The following is a 19,822-nucleotide window of genomic DNA, read 5'->3' as shown; positions in this document are numbered from 1 at the left end:
GCTGAGAGGGGAGGGATGATTGGGTAAACTTAGCGAGAAGTGCTAAGCCCATTGTGCAAATTCTAGATATTCTGTTAATTCGGGGTATTGTTTAAGCCACTTTTGCCATTGGATTTCATCGACTTCGATTGTCAGAAGTCTGTCTCCAAATTCATTAAAACGTTCTTGCTTAATACAATGATGTTGGTAAAACTGCGCGTAAATTTGACCGCTTGTTGGCGGCAATAAGAGCTGTTTAGTGACTAACGTATTACGAAGACGTTCGCAAATTGCTTGGTGAAGTAAATCTACGCCAAGCCCTGATTGCGCACTGAGATAAACTGCAATTGGTTTTCCATTTTCATCGCGCTCAATAAAGGGTGAAACCGCAGGGAGTGCATCAATTTTGTTATAGACTTGCAAAATGGGGACTTCATTCGCGCGAATTTCATCAAGTACTTGATTCACTGCACTGATATTTTCTAGCTTACGGGCATCTGCGGCATCAATAACGTGAAGGAGTAGCGTAGCTTCACACGTTTCTTGTAACGTGGATTTAAAGGCCGAAACTAAATCATGTGGCAGGTTACGAATAAAGCCAACCGTATCTGCAAAAATCGTGGTACCAACTTCAGGCAGTTGTAAACGGCGTAAAGTCGGATCGAGTGTTGCAAACAGTTGATCGGCAGCATAAACATCTGCTTGTGTAAGCGTGTTAAATAAGGTGGATTTTCCCGCATTTGTATAGCCCACCAATGAAACAGTTGGAATATCTGCTTTTTGGCGAGTTTTACGGTTTTGATGACGCTGCTGGTTAACCTTTTCTAAACGGCGTTGCAGTTGCTGAATGCGAACTTTGATTAAACGACGGTCAGTTTCTAATTGTGTTTCCCCAGGCCCGCGTAAACCTACCGCTCCTCCTTTTTGTTGGTCTTGCTTACCTAAACGGCGGACTAATCGGGTTGAGAGGTGCTTTAACTGCGCCAATTCAACTTGTAATTTCCCTTCATAGCTTCTTGCCCGTTGTGCAAAAATATCCAAAATAAGCCCTGTGCGATCAACCACGCGACAGCCGCATAATGCAGATAAGTTACGGGTTTGTGAAGGGCTGAGTTCATGATTTACTAAGACTAAATTGGCAGATAACGCTTCAACCGCTTGTTGAATTTCTTCGGCTTTCCCTGTGCCAACAAAATACTTGGCATGCGGTGTACTGCGGCTTGTCGTAAGCGTGGCCAAGACTTCAACGCCAGCGGAATGCGCAAGAGTTTGAAACTCAGTTAGGTTTTCGATATCTTTTTCAGGCGAGAGAAAAAGGTGCACTAAAATGGCGCGATCTTTTTCTTCAAGTTGTGTTGGGTGTGTTTTTTCACTGTTTTCAGGAAACAGAAAACCAAGCGATGAATTTTCGTCCTCGCTTGGTAACGTTGTTTGAGTTGAGATTGAAGAAATAATCAAATTATTCCGTAACAGGTTTTTCTTGCGCTAAATCAACGTGTTGATACTGGGTTTGTGTGTGACCGTTATTATTGTGAGAAACCGCACGTGCCGGAACGACAGTTGAGATTGCGTGTTTATAAACCATTTGGCTTACCGTATTTTTTAATAAAATTACGAATTGGTCGAATGATTCAATTTGACCTTGTAATTTAATGCCATTTACTAAGTAAATAGAAACAGGAATGCGCTCACGGCGAAGTGCATTTAAATATGGGTCTTGTAAAGATTGACCTTTTGCCATTAGATTTTCCTTTTTTATAATTGTAGACAACCTAACTAACAGTTAGGCATAGAAATCTTATCATACTTTAGATAGTAACAAGTCGGATCAGTGGAAAGTTAACGTAAACTTTTCTCTATTTTGTCAATTATTGTCAATTTTGCTTGTTCTGGGTTTAAGCTATCAAGCCAGGTGATTTCATCTTTCCAACCACGCAGCCAAGTAATTTGGCGTTTTGCTAATTGACGAGTGGCGCAGATGCCTTTATAAATGGCTTCATCTAAAGAAATGTCGCCTTGTAAATATTCCCACATCTGGCGGTAGCCAACACAGCGGATAGAAGGTAAGTCAATATGTAAATCTTCCCGCAAAAATAACCGCTTGACCTCTTCTTCAAAACCCAAATCCATCATTTTTTGAAAGCGTAGCGCAATCCGCTCATGCAAGATGGCACGATCTTGTGGGGCGATGGCAAATTGCAGCAGGCGGTAAGGCAAAGTTTCCCCTTTTTCCGTGGTCAGCTCGGTCATGGTTTTACCAGTAATATAAAACACTTCCAACGCGCGGTTAATTCGCTGGCTGTCGTTAGGGTTGATTCTGGCTCCAGCCACAGGATCGATTGATAACAGTTCTTGATGCATACCCGCCCATCCTATTTTAGCGGCTTTTTCTTCAATTTCTGCGCGAATAATCGGGTCGGCAGAAGGAAGTGGCGAAAGCCCTTCAAGTAATGCTTTGTAATAAAGCATTGTACCGCCAACCAATAAAGGAATACGACCGCTAGCACTGATTTCCGCCATTTCTTTTAAAGCATCTTCACGGAAATTCATCGCTGAATAACTTTCTTTCGGATCAAGAATATCAATTAAACGATGCGGCGCTAAGGCTAATTCTGCCGGAGTTGGCTTTGCGGTGCCGATATCCATGCCTTTATAGATCAAAGCAGAATCCACGCTAATTACTTCAACTGGCAGTTGTTGGCGCAAAGCAATCGCTAAATCGGTTTTTCCCGAAGCAGTTGGGCCCATTAAGAACAGGGCTAAAGGTTGTTGGGTCATTATTCCTCTAAATTGGGTAAACAAGCGGTCGTATTTTACGAAGAAAATGCAAAAAGCCCAAACAGCGTTTGAGCTTTCTTTTTAAGTGGCGAAATTATTCAAGGTTTTGAATTTGTTCACGCATTTGCTCAATCAATACTTTTAATTCTACGGCAGAGTTAGTTACATCTGCATTGATAGATTTTGAGGCAAGCGTGTTGGATTCACGGTTGAGTTCTTGCATCATGAAATCTAATTTACGGCCAATTGCGCCACCTTTTTTCAAGATTGATGTGGTTTCTTTTACATGCAGTTGTAAGCGATCAAGTTCTTCAGCAACATCAAGGCGTTGAGCAGTCAACACCATTTCTTGTTCAAGGCGTTGTGGGTCAAGCTGTAAATTTAATTCATCAAACCGTTGTTGGAGGCGTTCTTTTTGCCATTGCAAAATGCTTGGCATTTGGGCTTGTACTCGGGTGGCGATTTCGCTGATGGTATCTAAACGTTGCTGAATCAAGGTTTGAAGATTTGCCCCTTCACGCCCACGCATTGCGATAAATTCAGCTAAAATTTGCTCGAAACCGGCTAATAAATCTTCTGCGATTTGGTCGAGATCTTGGTTCTGGCTATCAACCACACCAGGATATCTTAATACATCAACTAAATTGATTTCGCCTGCTCCAGCAATGGTTTGTAAACTTTTTAGCGCACTGACAACTTTTTCTGCATAAGCATGATTAAGTGCCAATTCGTTGCTTTCATTATTAGTCAGTTCAATACGCAAGCTACATTCCACTTTTCCGCGTGTAAGCGTTGCTCTTAAGCGCTCGCGTAATCCCATTTCTAAATGGCGAAACGCTTCAGGTAAACGGAAATAGGTTTCTAAAAAACGTTGGTTAACGGAACGAATTTCCCAAACCGCATTGCCCCAATTTTTTTTCAGTTCAAGATGCGCAAAGGCAGTCATACTATAAATCATGATAATTCCTTACATTAGGCAAAAGCCGCTAATAAAATTCGCACCATTGTACTGTTTATTTGTTAGAATGGGCAAAATTTTATTTAGAAGGAATAGAAGAATGCGCCCAAATAATCGTGAAGCTCAACAAGTTCGCCCAGTGACAATCACTCGCCATTACACCCGCTATGCGGAAGGTTCAGTATTAGTTGAGTTTGGTGAAACAAAAGTGTTGTGTAATGCCACTGTTGAAGAAACTGTACCGCGTTTCTTAAAAGGGCAGCAGCAAGGCTGGGTAACGGCTGAATACGGTATGTTACCACGCTCAACGCATAGCCGAATGGCGCGCGAAGCTGCAAAAGGTAAACAAGGCGGGCGTACAATGGAAATTCAACGTTTGATCGCGCGTTCTTTACGTGCAGTAGTAGATTTAAAAGCATTAGGTGAGCGGACTGTTACCGTTGATTGTGATGTTATTCAAGCCGACGGTGGCACACGTACCGCATCTATTACTGGCGCTTGCATTGCATTACATGATGCGCTAAGCAAATTAGTGGCAGATGGCACATTAAAAACCAATCCAATGAAAGGATTAGTTGCCGCCATTTCTGTTGGTATCGTCGATGGTGAAGCTGTGTGTGATTTAGAATATGTTGAAGATTCTAATGCAGAAACAGATATGAATGTGGTGATGGTTGATGATGGTCGATTAGTCGAAGTACAAGGTACAGCAGAAGGCGAACCATTCTCTCATATGGAATTATTACAACTTATTGATTTAGCGCACCGCGGTTGCGAACAGTTATTCGAAGTGCAGCGCCAAGCGTTAGCTGCTAAAACTGAAGAATAATTTTGTAAAAAAAATGAGAAAATTAGACCGCTTGCGCCCTGGCTTTTGCTAGGGCGCAAATTTTATTTATGCCGACTATTTATTTGAACCCTCTGGGTGCAGACCAATTCCCTGATGGCGTTCTTGCAATTTTGCAATTACATCCTCCCATGCCAGTTCTTGATGGTGCAACAACACAGTTAAGTGATAAACCAAATCCGCCGCTTCGCTGAGGGTTTCTGGTTTATCTTGTGAAACGGCAGCTAGCGCAGTTTCTACCGCTTCTTCTCCCACTTTTTGGGCGATTTTCTTAATGCCTTTGCTGTGTAGTGTTGCTGTGTAAGAGCTGGCCGTATCGGCGTTTTTCTTTTCTGCTAAATGCTGCTCCAGTAGGGCAAACCATGTCCAATGGCTAGTAGCTTGTTGGGTAAATTGATGAAAGCAGCTGTCTTCTCCGGTATGGCAGGTCGCGCCGATAGGGTTGGCTAAAATTAACAAGGTGTCATTGTCACAGTCCAAGCTCATATCCACCACATTCAAAAAATGCCCTGAGGTTTCCCCCTTGGTCCAGAGGCGTTGCTTGGTACGGGAATAGAAGCTCACTTTGCCTTCATTAATGGTTTTGGCTAAGGCTTCGTCATTCATATATCCCAACATCAACACCTGACCGGTTTGTGCGTGTTGGACAATGACAGGCAGTAACCCATCGACTTTTTGCCAGTTGATAAGGCTAGTATTAAGCATCATTTTCCTTACTCTCTGATTTCAATATTGTGTTGACGTAAATAGCGTTTGAGTTCTCCAATCTGAATAATCTGCTTATGGAACACGCTTGCGGCTAATGCGCCGTCGACATTGGCTTCGATAAAGGCATCGCGAAAATGCACCATTTCTCCTGCACCGCCTGAGGCAATAAGCGGCACGTGGCATACTTGGCGCACCATTTTTAGCTGTGTGAGATCATAGCCTTGGCGTACGCCATCTTGGTTCATCATATTGAGTACGATTTCACCCGCACCACGGCTTTGTACTTCTTGCACCCAATCAAGTAACTGCCAATGGGTTTGGCGGGTACGGCTTTCATCACCGGTATATTGGTTGACCCAATATTTTCCAGTTGATTGCTCAAACCAGCTATCGATGCCAACAACGATCGCCTGCACGCCAAAGCGTTCGGAAAGTTGGTTAATCAAATCGGGATTAGCTAGCGCAGGAGAGTTGATCGAGATTTTATCCGCGCCAAAAGCAAATAACTGCTCGGCATCGGTGACAGTTTTAATTCCGCCGGCTACGCAGAAAGGGATGTCAATTACCTGCGCTACGCGTTGCACCCAGCTTTTATCCACGGTGCGGCCATCCGATGAAGCGGTAATATCATAAAATACCAGTTCATCGGCACCTTCGGCAGCATAGCGTTGTGCCAATGGGACTATATTGCCAATAATTTCGTGATTACGGAATTGCACGCCCTTAACGACTTGCCCATCACGTACGTCTAAACAAGGAATTATCCGTTTTGCCAACATTCGATTGCCTCCGCTACATTAAATTTGCCTTCTAACAAGGCGCGCCCGACAATAACACCTGTCACACCAGTATTTTTAAGCGCCTCAATATCCGCTAGGCTACCAATACCGCCCGATGATTGGAATTGAATATCGGGATATTGCGCGCAGATTTCACGATATAAATCGACGTTTGAACCTGCCAAGGTGCCATCACGCGAAATGTCGGTGCATAACACATGGCGTAAGCCGACACTTTGATAGTCTTCGATTACTTCTTCTAATAATACGCCACTAGCTTCTTGCCAGCCGCTGATTGCCACAATTTTTTGACCGCTTGCATTGATGTTGATGTCCAATGCCAACACGAATTTCTCCGCGCCATATTGAGCAAACCATTGTTTTACGGTGGCGCGTTCTTTAATCGCTGTTGAACCGATCACCACGCGGTTTGCGCCTGCCGCCAATAAATCGGCAACATCTTGTTCGCGACGAATCCCACCACCGACTTGCACAGGGCAGGGCGTTGCAGCAATGATTTGGCGAATTAACGCGGTTTGGCGGGCGTGTGGATTTTTCGCCCCAGTTAAATCCACCAGGTGTAATTGCTGTGCGCCTTGACGAACGTAGTCAGCAAATTGCGCGATAGGATCGTCGCAATAAGTAGTTTGTTTGGCGTAGTCGCCTTGGTGTAGCCGCACAACTTGGCCATCAATTAAGTCAAGGGCGGGAATAATTTGTGATGTTTGCATAGTTTTTCCTGTGTAATGTAATTAGTTCCCCTCTTTAGCAAAGAGGGGTTAGGGGAGATTTGGCAGAAGTCTTTTTCAACCTTGTGAGAGATTAGACATCGTAATCAAATCTCCCCCTGCCCCTCTTTTCTAAAGAGGGGGGCGTGCGTTATTTTAGCTCTGTAGTCTATTTCACTTTCTCTACAAAATTTTTCAACAGTAACGCACCATTTTCGCCTGAGCGTTCAGGATGGAATTGCACTCCGTAGAAGTTGTTTTTGGCTATTGCGGCGGAGAAATCCACGCCGTAATGGCTGGTCGCAATGGTATTTTCATTAGGCAATATCGCATAGCTATGCACAAAATAGAAATGGCTGTCCTGCGCAATGCCATCAAATAGCGGGCAATTTTCATCAAAATGCACGCGATTCCAGCCCATATGAGGCAAGGGCAAACCGGTATCCGGAATCAGTTCGGTTTGCCCACTCATTAAACCAAGGGTGGAGACATTGCCTTCGGTAGAGAATTCCGTCATTAGTTGCATGCCTAAGCAAATGCCTAGCACAGGCTGTGTGAGATTTTGGATTACTTCAATCAACCCTAAGCGTTGCAAATTCAGCATTGCTGCCTTGGCAGTTCCTACACCGGGTAAAATTAATTTATCGGCAGATTTAATTTTATTGAGATCATTGGTGATCTCCGCACTATATCCTAATCGCTCAAAAGCAAATTTGACGGAGGAGAGGTTGGCGCAGTTTGTGTTGATGATTAAAATATTTTTCATTACATTAATTTCTTTTAATAAAAATGCTATATAATTTCTTTAAGTTATCAAATTTTTCTTTTTGATTCTCAGAAAAGGCTTCAGATGAAAATGTAGTCAGAATATGAATAAATAATGTATCCTTATTATCCTCCATATTTTCCACTCTATGAAATTTACGGTAAACTATATATCCGTATTCATCCTCAAACTCGCCAATCGATCTAAATTCTTTATCAAATTCGAAATCTGAATCTTTTAATGGGCTGTTTCTCTTTTTTTTAAAAAGTATGTTAAGTATAGTATTAATAGATATCCATTTTCTAATTCTATTCTCGTCTGTGTTACAACCATCTTCAGACAAAATACTATCCCTAAAATCAGAATATGGAGGAGGCATATATTCTATTGTTCCATCTTCATTTTTATATTCTTGCTCAGAATACATTTCTTCGATATTATCCTTATGTTTTTTAATTAAAGATAATGCATCTTTATAATCTAATCCAGAAGCAAAAGAGATGAACCTGTATTCTAATTCATCTAAATTCAAATGCTCAAAGAAAGATAATTTATTTATACATTCTATATATCTTTCATATTGCTTCTCTCTGTTACAGATGTTAAAGGCTAAAATAACCAACATCTTTCTTGATAAAAAACTTCTTAAAAAACCTGAGTATTCTTTATCTTTATTTAAGTCCATATTTTTATATATGAATTTTAAAAGTCTATATAGAGTTAGTAAGTAAGAATCTATCTCTGAAAAAAATTTATCATTATTAGATGAAAACTCTCTTAATTTAGAAAAAGATTCCTTTGATAATATCTGATTATAATAATTATCAATTAACCTTTCTCCAGATTTATCTAGCATTAACGACTCCAAATTTTCTAATTTAGCATTATGATGTTCTAACATCATAGAAAAAGTTTTTTCAAAATCTTGTTTTTGTTGCTCTTTATCTCTTTGGTAATTTTGATAAATAACAACTAAAAATGCTAATGCAGCAAATATTCCTCCAGCATAGCTACCAAAATCAGCCCAATCACTTCCATTATTCGAAATTCCTAATCGACCAGCAAAATACCAATATGCCCCAAAAGCAAGAATAGTAAGAAAAATTGCAAATCCAGTTAATAATTTATTAAACATATAAATCCTTAAGTTATAGCGTTTACATAGGTATTTACCATGAACTAACTCAGCAACCGTTCACGGCAACTGCTATTATAATACACCCTTACTACTCGGCAACTCCTCCCCCTCAATTCGAATTGCTTGTCTTAAGGTTCTGCCGAATACCTTAAACAGGCTTTCAATTTTGTGGTGGTCGTTATCGCCGGTGGCCTTGAGGTGGAGCGTGGCGAGCAGCGAGAATGCTAGGGATTGGAAAAAATGCTCGGTGAGTTCGGTGCTGAAATCGCCGACTTTATCGCGTTTGAAGCGGGCAGCGAATTTGATCCAAGGTCTGCCGGATAAATCTAAGGCACATTCGGCGCGGCATTCATCCATCGGGAGCACAAAGCCGAAGCGGGCGATGCCGCGTTTGTCGCCAAGGGCTTGTTTCAATGCTTGACCGAGGGCGAGGGCAGTATCTTCCACGCTGTGATGTTCATCGATCCACAAATCACCATTGCATTGTACATTCATGCGGAATCCACCGTGAGTGGCGATTTGGTCAAGCATATGGTCGAAGAAACCAACGCCGGTTTTGATATCGTTAACCCCAGTTTCATCCAGCCATACTTGCACTTTAATATCGGTTTCTTTGGTTTTACGCACCACTTCAGCAAAACGTGGTGGGCGGTTGCCGATGTTGCTTACCGCTTCACCCAATAATTTTTCGGCAATCAATTCCCAAGGCATTTGTTGCGGGTGGTATTGAATAGCGCGAATACCTAAATTTTCCGCTAATTGCACATCGGTTGCTCGATCACCAATCACAAAAGAATGCGCAGGATCGAATAATTTCTTTTCAATATATTTTTTAAGTAACTTGGTTTGTGGTTTGCGGCATTGGCAATGATCTTCCGGTTTGTGCGGACAAATCAAAACATCATCAAATTCAATCCCCTGTGATTTGAATAACGCCATCATTGCATTATGCGGTTTATCAAAATCCGCTTGTGGGAAAGAGTCCGTTCCCAAGCCATCTTGGTTTGATACCATCACAAAACGGTATTTTTCTTTCAATTTCAGCATCGCTGGAATGACGTTCGGCTCGAATTTAAGTTTTTCAAGGCTATCAATTTGAAAATCAGTTTTCGGCTCATCAATCAAGGTACCATCGCGGTCAATGAAAAGAATAGGTTGCATGGGCTGTTCTCCTGTGTATTAGTTTATTTGTTTGATGGCTTCAACCACACGTTCACATTCTTCTTTTGTGCCAACGGTGATACGAATGCAGTCTTGTAAATTTAACGCTTTATTTTGGTCGCGCAGAATAATTCCCAAATCCCACAAGGCTTTAAATACTTTTTCGCCATCTTGGCATTTAAATAGCAAATAATTCGCTTCACTTGGAAAGACTTGTTCTACTTGCGGTAATGTAGCTAGTTTGTCGGCAAGCCATTGACGATTATCCAGAGTGGTTTGCACGCGTTCCTTAACCACGGTTAGATTCGCATCGGCAACCGCTTGGGCGGCAATATCTGCGCTTGGAATCGGGATCGGATAAGGCGCAATCACCTTGCTCAGAATTTGAATCAATTCTGCATTAGCCAAAACAAAACCACAACGTAATCCGGCTAAGGCAAAGGCCTTAGAAAGAGTGCGGATGATGGCTAAATTCGGGTAGTTTTGCAGTTCGTTGGCAAAGCTCGCTTCAGGACAAAATTCAATATAGGCCTCATCAACCACCACAATCGCCTTGCCGGCGGTCATTTGCAATAATTTGATTAAATCAGACCGCTTGAGCAGATTGCCGGTCGGATTGTTTGGGCTACAAACAAATACCGCTTTCACGCCGTCCAATTGCGCTTCGATGGCTTCCAAATTGAGCTGAAAATCGGCATCGAGCGGCACAGTTTTGCAGGTAACATTGGCGGTTTCAGCGCTGACTGCATACATGCCGTAGGTGGGTGGGCAGAATAAAATGGCGTCCTGTGCAGGTTCACAAAAGGCGCGAATAATCAGTTCAATGCCTTCATCGCCACCACGGGTGACTAAAACGTTCTCGGCGTTGACTCCGGCATAGGCGGCATAGCCTTCAACCACTGCCTGTGGCTGAGGCTCTGGATAGCGGTTTAAGTCTTTACCGGAAAGTTGAAAATTCGGTGAAAGCGGTGATTCGTTTGCATTGAGCCAAATCGTACCGTTGCCGCCCAGTTTTCGGGCGGATTGGTAAGGAGTCAATGCTTGGACGTTGGGGCGGGAAAGCTGTGTTGTGTTCATATGTTGTCCTTTTTTAGATTTTTTCTTCAACTCTAATAAAATCAATGGGTTAGGTGTTGTTTTTGCAAAAACTCGAAAATCCGAGGGGGCGTTTAATTTAACTTACTGCGCATTTAGTTTTGCCAAACGAATGCTGACAGCTTGTTTGTGGGCATCTAATTGCTCAGCTTCCGCCATCGCTTCTACAGTTTTTGCCAGATTTTTAAAACCTTCAGGGCTGAGTTCTTGGACGGTCATCCGTTTGCTGAAATCCGCTAAACCAAGACTGGAGTAAGTTTTGGTATAGCCATAGGTCGGCAACACGTGGTTGGTACCGCTGGCGTAATCGCCCATGCTTTCCGGGCTGTACGCCCCTAAGAAAATCGAACCGGCATTGTCCAATTCGGGCAAGAGTGCGCGGGCATTTTGGGTTTGTACGATTAAGTGTTCCGGTGCGTATTCGTTGCTGATTGCTACGGCTTGCGCCAAGCTTTCGGCAATAAAAATACGGCTGTGGCTAAGGGCTTTGCTGGCGGTTTCAGCACGTGGTAAACGCGCTAGTTGGCGGGCAATAGCCTGTTCGGTTTGTGCGGCTAATTGCCCATTGGTGGTGACTAAAATCACTTGGCTGTCAGCGCCATGTTCTGCTTGGGAAAGCAGATCGCTGGCGACAAATTCTGGATCTGCCGTTTCATCCGCAATAACCAATACTTCCGATGGCCCAGCCGGCATATCGATGGCAGTACCGCTTTGCACCACTTGGCGTTTGGCCTCAGTCACAAAGGCATTACCCGGGCCAAAAATTTTATCGACCTTAGCCACTGTCTCGGTGCCTTGTGCCATAGCAAAAATGGCTTGTGCACCGCCCACCGCATAAATGGTTTCCACGCCACATAGTTGTGCAGTGTAAAGAATTTCATCGGCAATTGGTGGTGGGGAACACAGCACAATTTTTTTACAGCCGGCAATTTTTGCCGGAATTGCTAACATCAAAACAGTCGAGAATAATGGTGCTGAACCGCCCGGAATGTATAGTCCCACGCGGGAAATCGGACGGGTAACAACTTGGCAGCGCACACCGGCTTGGGTTTCGATGTCGATTTCTTGATTTTGTTGTGCCTTGTGGAAGGCTTCAATATTGGCTTTTGCCTGTTGAATCGCTTGCGCGAGCGCTGGGGAAACTCGAGCGCTAGCTGCGGCGATTTCCTCAGGAGAGACAACAAGGCTTGTCAGTTTTACTTTGTCGAATTTTTCGCACAATTCAAATAATGCGTTATCACCGTTTTGCATAACGTTTTCACGAATGGCATCCACCGCCTGTTTAATGCTTTCACCAACTTTTTGTGCCGGACGGGCAAGCGCTTGGCGTTTTTCTTCTTGAGTTAAGTTATTCCAGATTAAAGTTTGCATTGCCTATTTCCTCTTATTTAATTTTCTTTTCCCGTAAATGGAAGCAAGGTTGGGTTATTCCATCATCTTCTCTATTGGTAATACCAAAATCGAGCTGGCTCCGATGGCTTTTAATTGCTCCATGGTTTCCCAGAACAGATTTTCTTGGCTGACAACGTGCATCGCGACTTTCGTGCTATCACTGGCTAATGGCAAAATGGTTGGATTTTCAACCCCAGGGAGTAGCGCTGTAATTTGTGTCAGTTTATCCTTTGGCGCATGCAGCATAATGTATTTGGATTCAGAGGCTTGTTGCACACCTTGAATGCGGGTTAGTAAGCGGTCAACCAGTGCTTGTTTTTCTGCATCAAGCGGTTCGGCACGTTGAATTAAGCAGGCTTTAGAACGGTAAATCACTTCAACTTCTTTTAAACCGTTAGCTTCTAGGGTCGCGCCGGAAGAAACTAAATCGCAAATTGCAGCGGCTAGTCCGGCACTTGGGGCAACTTCTACCGAGCCATTGAGTAAACAATTTTTAAAAGGAACGCCTTGTTGTTGCATATAGCGGCGTAAAAGATGTGGATAGGAAGTGGCGATGCGTTGATTAGCAAGGGTTTGCACGCCGTTGTAAGTTTGGTCACGGTCAATGGCGAGAGAAAGGCGACAGCCACCAAAGTCTAATTGGCGTAGTTTTTTGTAGGCGATGGTTTCGCCAGCTGCCAAGCGACCAAGCTCTTCCTCTTCCAAGACATTTTCGCCGATGATACCTAAGTCTACGACACCGTCAAAAATCAACCCAGGGATATCATCATCACGCACACGCAGGATTTCAATCGGTAGGTTTTCCGAATAGGCGATAAGTCGTTGTTCATTCCAATTGATTTTTACCCCGCATTGTTTGAGTAGGGCTGCGCAATCTTGGCTTAAACGGCCTTTTTTCTGTAAGGCGATTTTGAGTCGGTTTTGTGTTTGCATATTAGTTATTCCTTATTATTTTTCTAAAAAGAAAACCCCTCGAAAGTTGCCTTCCGAGGGGTGCATTTTATGTAAACTGCTATTGTTGTTTATTTATGCGTGCTCGGAAGATTTTAATATCTTCCGTCCACACCAAATGCCCGAAAGATATCAGGTTAAATGGTGATGATACGCACGATAAAATTTCATAATAAGATTCCTTAAAAGTTGGATTGGTTCGAGTCTATTACAAATAAAAAATTTTGATAGCTCCGAGTTGCTATAAATTTGATTTTTATCAAAAAAATGCATCACGATTTTTATCGTAACGATGCATTTTTTCAATCTCTTTTTTTGGCTTAATGGCTTTCTTCCGTTTTAACCACTAGTTTGCCGCTCATGGCAAGATCAAGTTTCTCTTTATCTAAAGCGTTTTCCCAACGAGCGACAACAATCGTCGCACAAGCGTTACCGATGATATTAGTTAATGCACGACATTCAGACATAAAACGGTCGATACCTAAAATAAGCGCCATCCCTTCAACAGGCAAACTAGGTACAACAGATAACGTTGCAGCAAGTGTAATAAAGCCTGCCCCCGTTACGCCAGCTGCACCTTTTGAACTTAACATGGCTACTAATAATAGGGTAATTTGCTGACCGATCGTTAAATCTGTGTTGGTTGCCTGAGCGATGAAAAGGGCTGCCATGGTCATGTAGATGTTGGTGCCATCTAAGTTAAATGAATAACCGGTTGGAACAACTAAGCCTACGACAGATTTTTCACAGCCGGCTGCTTGCATTTTTTGCATTAAGTTTGGTAGGGCGGCTTCTGAAGAGGAAGTGCCTAAGACTAACCATAGTTCATCTTTAATATAGCGAATCATCTTCACAATAGAGAAGCCATTGTAGCGTGCTACGGCGCCTAAAATGATTAAGATAAATAATAATGAAGTGATGTAGAAGGTTAAAATCAACATCATTAAGTTGCTAATAGAGCTTAATCCATATTTACCAATGGTAAATGCCATTGCACCTAATGCGCCAAGCGGAGCTACTTTCATCAGAATAGAGACAACTTTAAACATTGGCGCGGCAGCAACTTGCAATAAATCGGTAATAGGCTTGCCACGTTCGCCCACAGAAGCAAGAGCAACCCCGAATAAGACCGAAACAAATAATACTTGGAGAATATTACCTTCAGTTAATGGGCTTAATATAGTCGTTGGAATAATGTTCATAAAGAAGCCAATTAACGAGCTATCTTTAGCTTTTGAAACATATTCACTCACTTTTTCAGATTTTAGCGTAGCAGGGTCAATATTTAAGCCTGCACCGGGTTCGATAATATTCGCCACCACTAAGCCAATAATAAGCGCAAGTGTGGAGAAGGTAATGAAATAAAGCATCGCTTTACCAGCTACACGACCGACTGATTTCATGTCATTCATGCCGGCAATCCCTGTCACTACGGTTAAGAAAATAACTGGGGCAATAATCATCTTCACTAATTTAATGAAGGCTTCACCTAGTGGTTTTAGGCTTGCACCAAAATCAGGAAAAAAATAGCCAAGTAAAATACCAATGATAATAGCTAAAATAACTTGTACATAAAGGCTTTGATAAAACTTCTGTTTTTTGGGAGGAGATGGCGGTGTGTTGGCATCAATTGTCAGCATTGTCAGACCTCTTAAATCGTAGAATAAACAAGAAAATTGAATGACTCCTAGAGTCGAAGCAGTTTGATAATAACGTAATTTTTTATTAAGAAAAACTTTTTTCTTAATAAAAATTATCTATAGATTAGTTTTTCTTATGATTTAAAAAGGCACAAGCGGTGGAATTTTGCAAAATTTTTACGAAATTCCACCGCTTGTAAAAGAGCGTGACCTACCAATCTTTTTTCAATTCAAGATTCCAAGGTAGGTTGTAAGGGCTGTTATCATAATTTTTGATAAGTTGATACGTTTTGCGTCGTAGTTCGCTACTTTTTTCTGACCATTGTTCATACCCTTTGAAATAGCCTTCAAAGAATTCGTCCCAAGAGTGGTAAAGTGGTTGTACTTTTTTAGCGAGTTCTAGCGACATATTCAATGCTTGTTCGCGAGTAAGGTATTCAGCAAGATAGCCTGAAGAAAGTAAATTAAATGCACGGCTGTAATCCCATGCAGCCACGTCTTTCGGGCTATTTGTTTCAGCAAGCGTAATAATGGTTTCAACAAGTTGTTCTTTATTGGTGATATCCCACCACTCTTTGAGCATATTACGATAGGTTTGTTTAGCCCCTGCTGATGGTTTTTCACCACCGTAAATTTCAACATCACCCTGATTCGTTGCAGTTAAAATAGCATGGGTAGCGTTAAACCAACGGACGGTATCTGATTTTTCTTGAGAACAAGCTGCAATAAAGAAGGTCAAAATCAGGCTAAATGCCATTGGCATGAATTTTGAAAGTTTCATAAAGCTCCTTATTTTTACGTATAAAAAATGCAGCACAAACTTTAGTTTGTGCTGCATTGGGGATTATTTGGCAATACGTTTATATTTAATACGATGTGGCTGTGTTGCGGCTTCACCTAAGGTTTTCTTTTTCCACTCTTCGTAGTCTGAGAAGTTACCTTCGTAGAATGTCACTTTACCTTCATCACCGTAATCTAAAATATGAGTCGCAATACGGTCTAAGAACCAACGGTCATGGGAAATTACCATTGCACAACCAGGGAATTCTAAGATCGCATTTTCTAACGCACGTAAGGTTTCAACGTCTAAATCATTGGTCGGTTCGTCCAATAACAGTACGTTACCACCACGTTGTAGAAGTTTAGCTAAGTGTAAACGACCACGTTCACCACCTGATAATTCGCCCACACGTTTTTGTTGATCTACGCCTTTGAAGTTGAAGCGTCCAACATACGCACGGCTTGGAATTTCAAAGTTACCAATAGTGAGAACATCTTGTCCGTTAGACACTTCTTCCCATACAGTTTTCTTATCATCCATTGAGTCACGGAATTGATCCACAGAAGCAAGCACAACGGTTTCACCCATCGTAATTGAGCCGCTATCTGGTTGTTCTTGACCTGAAAGCATCCGGAATAGGGTAGATTTACCCGCACCATTAGCCCCGATAATACCTACGATAGCCCCTTTTGGAATGCTAAATGATAAATCATCAATTAAAGTGCGATCACCGTAAGATTTAGTGAGATGTTCTACCTCAATCACTTTATCACCTAAACGTGGACCAGGTGGAATAAAGAGTTCGTTGGTCTCGTTACGTTTTTGGTATTCACCAGAGTTCAATTCATCGAAGCGTGCCATACGTGCTTTACTTTTCGCTTGACGACCTTTTGGATTTTGACGAACCCACTCTAACTCTTTCGCAATGGATTTTTGGCGCGCATTTTCAGCTGCTTGTTCTTGCTCTAAACGTTTCTCTTTTTGCTCTAACCAAGAAGAGTAGTTGCCTTCCCAAGGAATACCTTCACCACGGTCAAGTTCCAAGATCCAACCTGCAACGTTATCTAAGAAGTAACGGTCGTGGGTAATCGCCACAACAGTACCTTCGTAGTCATGTAAGAAACGCTCTAACCATGCTACAGATTCCGCATCTAAATGGTTGGTTGGCTCGTCTAATAAGAGCATGTCTGGTTTTTCGAGCAATAAACGACAAAGCGCCACACGACGACGTTCACCACCAGATAAATGTTCGATTTTTGCACCCCAATCCGGTAAACGTAATGCATCTGCAGCACGTTCTAATTGGTTATCTAAATTGTGACCATCGTGTGCTTGAATAATAGCTTCAAGATTTGCTTGCTCTGCGGCTAGTTTATCGAAATCCGCATCAGGATCCGCATAAAGTGCATAAACTTCATCTAAACGAGTCAGTGCATTTTTCACTTCAGAAACGGCTTCTTCTACCGCTTCACGCACAGTTTGTTGCGGATCAAGTTTTGGTTCCTGTGGAAGATAACCGATCTTAATACCCGGTTGTGGACGCGCTTCCCCTTCGAACTCTTTATCCACGCCAGCCATAATGCGTAAAAGGGTAGATTTACCCGCACCATTTAAGCCGAGCACCCCGATTTTAGCCCCAGGGAAGAAGCTTAAAGAAATATCTTTCAAAATATGACGCTTCGGCGGCACGACTTTGCCGACTCGATGCATCGTATATACAAATTGCGTTGACATTGATTATTCCTCATCAAAAAAATCGCCCTATTCTACTGGAAAATAGGGCGAAAATATAGGCTACAAGCGGTCTGAATTTGCAAAAGTTTTGCGGAATCTGACCGCTTGCCAGTCAAATTACTTAAAAGAGGTAATCAAGCTCACAAGAATGCTCTTTTGCTGATCGTTAAGATCTTTTATTAAACGGATTAAAACTTCATCTAATGCGGAGTAATTCTGCTCCTCTTCACCGCCGTATCTTAACCAATTTGGTTCTACATTTAACCATTTCGAGAGTGTCTCTATCTTGTCAAATGAGGGAATCGCTAAACCATTTAACCATTTATAAACTGCCTGAGGTGTGACGGCATCTGTTGGGTGTAATAACCCAAATTTAATAGCAATTTGGCTTGTTGTAAGGCCTTTAGGGTATTCAGCCTTAATTGCGGTTGCCAGCCTTTCGCTAAATTTATCTTTTTCGTTTTTTATCTTCATAGATAAAAATTATCGAAAATTTTTAAAGCCACAATTGAACTAATTTAGTTTTTATTTTAAACTATTTTGGTTTTAATGTTAGGCCTAAAAGGTAACTATGCCCATCGATCTTAATTCTAAAAACAAATCTGTAAATACCACATCTAACAAGCCTCAAATCCAGTTTGAGCTCACTGAGCCTCGCTATACATTGGATGATCTTATTTTGTCTGAGAAAACGTATAGTGAACTCAATAAAGCAATTGGGTTGCGACAATTTCAACACGAAGTGTTTAATGATTGGGGCTTTTCGCATACGCATAAATTTGATAGCAAAATGATCATTAATCTTTATGGCGCACCTGGTACAGGCAAAACTATGGCGGCTCACGCTATTGCTACATCATTAGGTAAAAAGTTAATTCTGGTTAATTATGGTGATATTGAATCAAAATATGTTGGAGAGACACCGAAAAATATCCAAGCCGCTTTCAATTTTGCTAAAGAAAATGATGCCATTCTTTTCTTTGATGAAGCTGATGCTATTTTGAGTCGCCGTGTCACCAATATGACTAGTGCGACAGATACAAGCGTAAACCAAACGCGTTCAGTAATGTTAAATTTGCTTAATGATTATAATGATATTGTGTTATTTGCCACTAACTTCATTACAAATTATGACCCTGCATTTATGCGAAGAATTTTAATTCATATTGAATTTTCTTTACCTGATGAAGAAGTACGTAAAAAGTTATTTATGCACTATATTCCTTCTCAACTACCAAATGATATTGATATTAATCTGGTTGCTCAAAATTCGGAGAATTTAAGCGGTTCAGATATTTCTAATGCTATTTTATTATCTGCTTTTTCGGCTAAAGCAGATGGAAAAAAAATGGTAACCAATCAAGATATACTTTCAAAAATTGAATCAATTAAAAAGAGTAAACTTGCTAATCTTGGAATTATGAATGTAGGTTCTAAAATTATTTCAGAACAATACATTAAAGATAATTATGGAGTAAAAATATGATTACATTTATTGTTGGCGCAACATTGATTTTTGGCATTGTTTTATTTATAGCTTTTTTTTGGAAAGAAATTAAAGCATTTTTGGAAAAAGCTTTTAAACTCTTTATGGAAAAAGCCATTCCTTCAGCATATGCTGGATTAATTACTTATCTCGAAAAAGGTAGTGTAGTAAGTGGTATATATATTGCGGTTCAAAAATTCCTTGAAAAGGAGCCTGATGGAAACTGGAAAGAAACTGTATATGAGCGAGAAATTTCTGCTGAAGAATTACCTGAAAATATCAGAAAAAAAATGGAATGTGCTTATGTGGGTGAAGAAGTAGACATTACTTCTGAAATGAAAGAAGCACTGCGTTTGGAGTTGAAGTAATGGGATTAAAAGAGCTTTTCTGTTTAGATAAAGAAGGGGTGGATAAAAAACTTCAATTTATTTTAAATGAATTAGATTCTGTTAATGAATTATATAAATTTTCATTGGAAGATTTATGTAGATTATATTCTTATGGAATTGATGAAAAGATAGCGTCATATCAAAAAGATAACAGTGCTGAGTATATTGGAGGAGAATTTATAATAAAGTTAAACCTAGATGATAAATTTTATTTAATTACTGAGCTTTACTTTAAAGCTAGAGAGGGAACTATTTTAAAGAATGTTTTTAGAACAGATTTTTTTAGCATTGATAAATTAAATGATGAAGGTAAAAGAGAACTTATTAACTCAAAAGAGTTAAAGTTTGATATTAATTTTTAGAGGTCTGGCTAATGGAGATTATTAGATTAATAAGCGTAAAAATTGAAAGGTATTCTGCTATATTTGATTTTAGTAGATATTATTGTACTAAAGATTTAAGGTTTGTTGTTATGGACTTTCCTTATGATCTTTTGCGTGTGTTAATTATAT

At 41.1% G+C, this 19,822-nt stretch carries 21 protein-coding genes and 1 other annotated feature; of the genes, 4 read left to right on the top strand and 17 right to left on the bottom strand.

Going from position 1 to position 19,822, the window contains the following annotated elements; translation table 11 throughout:
- Nucleotides 1–42: 42 nt before the first annotated feature.
- The 4 genes from hflX to HMPREF1128_RS07070 all read right to left on the bottom strand — a co-directional run bounded on the left by hflX (nt 43) and on the right by HMPREF1128_RS07070 (nt 3,715).
- Nucleotides 43–1,437, bottom strand: coding sequence for a ribosome rescue GTPase HflX (gene hflX, locus HMPREF1128_RS07085; protein WP_007525834.1), 1,395 nt, complete (start codon nt 1,435–1,437; stop codon nt 43–45).
- Between the two features lies 1 nt (nt 1,438).
- Nucleotides 1,439–1,720: an RNA chaperone Hfq gene (gene hfq / locus HMPREF1128_RS07080; protein ID WP_007525789.1), complete on the bottom strand. Its 282-nt coding sequence runs from the start codon at nt 1,718–1,720 to the stop codon at nt 1,439–1,441.
- Nucleotides 1,721–1,818: 98 nt separating this feature from the next.
- Nucleotides 1,819–2,757 (bottom strand): tRNA (adenosine(37)-N6)-dimethylallyltransferase MiaA, encoded by a 939-nt coding sequence (miaA, locus tag HMPREF1128_RS07075; RefSeq protein WP_007525899.1) that lies wholly within the window; start codon nt 2,755–2,757, stop codon nt 1,819–1,821.
- Between the two features lie 94 nt (nt 2,758–2,851).
- Nucleotides 2,852–3,715: a YicC/YloC family endoribonuclease gene (locus HMPREF1128_RS07070; protein WP_007525880.1), complete on the bottom strand. Its 864-nt coding sequence runs from the start codon at nt 3,713–3,715 to the stop codon at nt 2,852–2,854.
- Between the two features lie 100 nt (nt 3,716–3,815).
- Here HMPREF1128_RS07070 and rph point away from each other — a divergent pair, with 100 nt between their 5' ends.
- Nucleotides 3,816–4,544, top strand: coding sequence for a ribonuclease PH (gene rph / locus HMPREF1128_RS07065; RefSeq protein ID WP_007525910.1), 729 nt, complete (start codon nt 3,816–3,818; stop codon nt 4,542–4,544).
- A gap of 75 nt (nt 4,545–4,619) precedes the next feature.
- Here rph and hisIE read toward each other — a convergent pair whose 3' ends face one another.
- The 13 genes from hisIE to HMPREF1128_RS07000 all read right to left on the bottom strand — a co-directional run bounded on the left by hisIE (nt 4,620) and on the right by HMPREF1128_RS07000 (nt 17,909).
- On the bottom strand, nt 4,620–5,267 hold the full coding sequence (hisIE, locus tag HMPREF1128_RS07060) for a bifunctional phosphoribosyl-AMP cyclohydrolase/phosphoribosyl-ATP diphosphatase HisIE (RefSeq protein ID WP_007525786.1): 648 nt from the start codon (nt 5,265–5,267) through the stop codon (nt 4,620–4,622).
- Nucleotides 5,268–5,275: 8 nt separating this feature from the next.
- Nucleotides 5,276–6,049 carry an imidazole glycerol phosphate synthase subunit HisF gene (hisF, locus tag HMPREF1128_RS07055; protein ID WP_007525840.1) on the bottom strand — a complete coding sequence of 258 codons (774 nt, stop codon included), beginning with the start codon at nt 6,047–6,049 and terminating at the stop codon, nt 5,276–5,278.
- On the bottom strand, nt 6,031–6,780 hold the full coding sequence (gene hisA, locus HMPREF1128_RS07050; protein ID WP_007525894.1) for a 1-(5-phosphoribosyl)-5-[(5-phosphoribosylamino)methylideneamino]imidazole-4-carboxamide isomerase: 750 nt from the start codon (nt 6,778–6,780) through the stop codon (nt 6,031–6,033). The genes hisF and hisA overlap by 19 nt, the downstream gene beginning before the upstream one ends.
- Nucleotides 6,781–6,946: 166 nt before the next feature.
- Complete coding sequence (hisH, locus tag HMPREF1128_RS07045; protein ID WP_007525787.1) at nt 6,947–7,543, bottom strand: imidazole glycerol phosphate synthase subunit HisH; 597 nt, start codon at nt 7,541–7,543, stop codon at nt 6,947–6,949.
- Nucleotides 7,544–7,547: 4 nt separating this feature from the next.
- Entirely contained in the window at nt 7,548–8,678 is a 1,131-nt protein-coding gene (locus tag HMPREF1128_RS07040) for a putative phage abortive infection protein (RefSeq protein WP_007525814.1), read from the bottom strand.
- Nucleotides 8,679–8,753: 75 nt separating this feature from the next.
- On the bottom strand, nt 8,754–9,842 hold the full coding sequence (gene hisB, locus HMPREF1128_RS07035) for a bifunctional histidinol-phosphatase/imidazoleglycerol-phosphate dehydratase HisB (protein WP_007525818.1): 1,089 nt from the start codon (nt 9,840–9,842) through the stop codon (nt 8,754–8,756).
- Between the two features lie 18 nt (nt 9,843–9,860).
- On the bottom strand, nt 9,861–10,919 hold the full coding sequence (gene hisC / locus HMPREF1128_RS07030; protein ID WP_007525886.1) for a histidinol-phosphate transaminase: 1,059 nt from the start codon (nt 10,917–10,919) through the stop codon (nt 9,861–9,863).
- A 102-nt stretch (nt 10,920–11,021) separates the two neighbouring features.
- Nucleotides 11,022–12,308, bottom strand: a complete 1,287-nt coding sequence (gene hisD, locus HMPREF1128_RS07025) for a histidinol dehydrogenase (RefSeq protein ID WP_007525813.1) — start codon at nt 12,306–12,308, stop codon at nt 11,022–11,024.
- A gap of 54 nt (nt 12,309–12,362) precedes the next feature.
- The gene (gene hisG, locus HMPREF1128_RS07020; RefSeq protein WP_007525808.1) at nt 12,363–13,262 is read right to left on the bottom strand and encodes an ATP phosphoribosyltransferase; all 900 of its coding nucleotides are present in this window, start codon (nt 13,260–13,262) and stop codon (nt 12,363–12,365) included.
- Between the two features lie 27 nt (nt 13,263–13,289).
- Nucleotides 13,290–13,434 (bottom strand) — a sequence feature (His leader region).
- A 166-nt stretch (nt 13,435–13,600) separates the two neighbouring features.
- Complete coding sequence (locus tag HMPREF1128_RS07015; protein WP_007525788.1) at nt 13,601–14,920, bottom strand: dicarboxylate/amino acid:cation symporter; 1,320 nt, start codon at nt 14,918–14,920, stop codon at nt 13,601–13,603.
- Nucleotides 14,921–15,131: 211 nt separating this feature from the next.
- The gene (locus tag HMPREF1128_RS07010) at nt 15,132–15,701 is read right to left on the bottom strand and encodes a DUF1266 domain-containing protein (RefSeq protein ID WP_007525825.1); all 570 of its coding nucleotides are present in this window, start codon (nt 15,699–15,701) and stop codon (nt 15,132–15,134) included.
- Between the two features lie 63 nt (nt 15,702–15,764).
- Nucleotides 15,765–17,435 carry an energy-dependent translational throttle protein EttA gene (gene ettA / locus HMPREF1128_RS07005; protein ID WP_007525864.1) on the bottom strand — a complete coding sequence of 557 codons (1,671 nt, stop codon included), beginning with the start codon at nt 17,433–17,435 and terminating at the stop codon, nt 15,765–15,767.
- Nucleotides 17,436–17,552: 117 nt separating this feature from the next.
- Complete coding sequence (locus HMPREF1128_RS07000) at nt 17,553–17,909, bottom strand: helix-turn-helix domain-containing protein (protein ID WP_007525843.1); 357 nt, start codon at nt 17,907–17,909, stop codon at nt 17,553–17,555.
- A 97-nt stretch (nt 17,910–18,006) separates the two neighbouring features.
- Here HMPREF1128_RS07000 and HMPREF1128_RS06995 point away from each other — a divergent pair, with 97 nt between their 5' ends.
- The 3 genes from HMPREF1128_RS06995 to HMPREF1128_RS06985 are packed head-to-tail and all read left to right on the top strand — an operon-like array spanning nt 18,007 to nt 19,672.
- Nucleotides 18,007–18,921, top strand: coding sequence for an ATP-binding protein (locus tag HMPREF1128_RS06995; protein ID WP_007525800.1), 915 nt, complete (start codon nt 18,007–18,009; stop codon nt 18,919–18,921).
- Nucleotides 18,918–19,289, top strand: a complete 372-nt coding sequence (locus tag HMPREF1128_RS06990) for a hypothetical protein (RefSeq protein WP_007525884.1) — start codon at nt 18,918–18,920, stop codon at nt 19,287–19,289. The genes HMPREF1128_RS06995 and HMPREF1128_RS06990 overlap by 4 nt, the downstream gene beginning before the upstream one ends.
- The gene (locus HMPREF1128_RS06985; protein ID WP_007525831.1) at nt 19,289–19,672 is read left to right on the top strand and encodes a hypothetical protein; all 384 of its coding nucleotides are present in this window, start codon (nt 19,289–19,291) and stop codon (nt 19,670–19,672) included. Before HMPREF1128_RS06990 ends, HMPREF1128_RS06985 begins: the two co-directional genes overlap by 1 nt.
- Nucleotides 19,673–19,822 lie beyond the last annotated feature (150 nt).

Source organism: Haemophilus sputorum HK 2154 (assembly GCF_000287615.1).
GTDB lineage: Bacteria > Pseudomonadota > Gammaproteobacteria > Enterobacterales > Pasteurellaceae > Haemophilus_A > Haemophilus_A sputorum.
This window is presented reverse-complemented; position numbering and strand designations above follow the sequence as displayed.

Excerpts from the sequence above, each read along its gene's own strand:
- hisG (WP_007525808.1), bottom strand. The coding sequence starts at position 13,262 with ATGCAAACACAAAACCGACTCAAAATCGCCTTACAGAAAAAAGGCCGT.
- hisC (WP_007525886.1), bottom strand. The coding sequence starts at position 10,919 with ATGAACACAACACAGCTTTCCCGCCCCAACGTCCAAGCATTGACTCCT.
- HMPREF1128_RS07015 (WP_007525788.1), bottom strand. The coding sequence starts at position 14,920 with ATGCTGACAATTGATGCCAACACACCGCCATCTCCTCCCAAAAAACAG.
- hisA (WP_007525894.1), bottom strand. The coding sequence starts at position 6,780 with ATGCAAACATCACAAATTATTCCCGCCCTTGACTTAATTGATGGCCAA.
- rph (WP_007525910.1), top strand. The coding sequence starts at position 3,816 with ATGCGCCCAAATAATCGTGAAGCTCAACAAGTTCGCCCAGTGACAATC.
- hisH (WP_007525787.1), bottom strand. The coding sequence starts at position 7,543 with ATGAAAAATATTTTAATCATCAACACAAACTGCGCCAACCTCTCCTCC.
- HMPREF1128_RS06985 (WP_007525831.1), top strand. The coding sequence starts at position 19,289 with ATGGGATTAAAAGAGCTTTTCTGTTTAGATAAAGAAGGGGTGGATAAA.
- HMPREF1128_RS07040 (WP_007525814.1), bottom strand. The coding sequence starts at position 8,678 with ATGTTTAATAAATTATTAACTGGATTTGCAATTTTTCTTACTATTCTT.
- HMPREF1128_RS06995 (WP_007525800.1), top strand. The coding sequence starts at position 18,007 with ATGCCCATCGATCTTAATTCTAAAAACAAATCTGTAAATACCACATCT.
- ettA (WP_007525864.1), bottom strand. The coding sequence starts at position 17,435 with ATGTCAACGCAATTTGTATATACGATGCATCGAGTCGGCAAAGTCGTG.
- hisIE (WP_007525786.1), bottom strand. The coding sequence starts at position 5,267 with ATGCTTAATACTAGCCTTATCAACTGGCAAAAAGTCGATGGGTTACTG.
- HMPREF1128_RS07000 (WP_007525843.1), bottom strand. The coding sequence starts at position 17,909 with ATGAAGATAAAAAACGAAAAAGATAAATTTAGCGAAAGGCTGGCAACC.
- miaA (WP_007525899.1), bottom strand. The coding sequence starts at position 2,757 with ATGACCCAACAACCTTTAGCCCTGTTCTTAATGGGCCCAACTGCTTCG.
- hisD (WP_007525813.1), bottom strand. The coding sequence starts at position 12,308 with ATGCAAACTTTAATCTGGAATAACTTAACTCAAGAAGAAAAACGCCAA.
- HMPREF1128_RS07010 (WP_007525825.1), bottom strand. The coding sequence starts at position 15,701 with ATGAAACTTTCAAAATTCATGCCAATGGCATTTAGCCTGATTTTGACC.
- hisF (WP_007525840.1), bottom strand. The coding sequence starts at position 6,049 with ATGTTGGCAAAACGGATAATTCCTTGTTTAGACGTACGTGATGGGCAA.
- HMPREF1128_RS06990 (WP_007525884.1), top strand. The coding sequence starts at position 18,918 with ATGATTACATTTATTGTTGGCGCAACATTGATTTTTGGCATTGTTTTA.
- hisB (WP_007525818.1), bottom strand. The coding sequence starts at position 9,842 with ATGCAACCTATTCTTTTCATTGACCGCGATGGTACCTTGATTGATGAG.
- HMPREF1128_RS07070 (WP_007525880.1), bottom strand. The coding sequence starts at position 3,715 with ATGATTTATAGTATGACTGCCTTTGCGCATCTTGAACTGAAAAAAAAT.
- hfq (WP_007525789.1), bottom strand. The coding sequence starts at position 1,720 with ATGGCAAAAGGTCAATCTTTACAAGACCCATATTTAAATGCACTTCGC.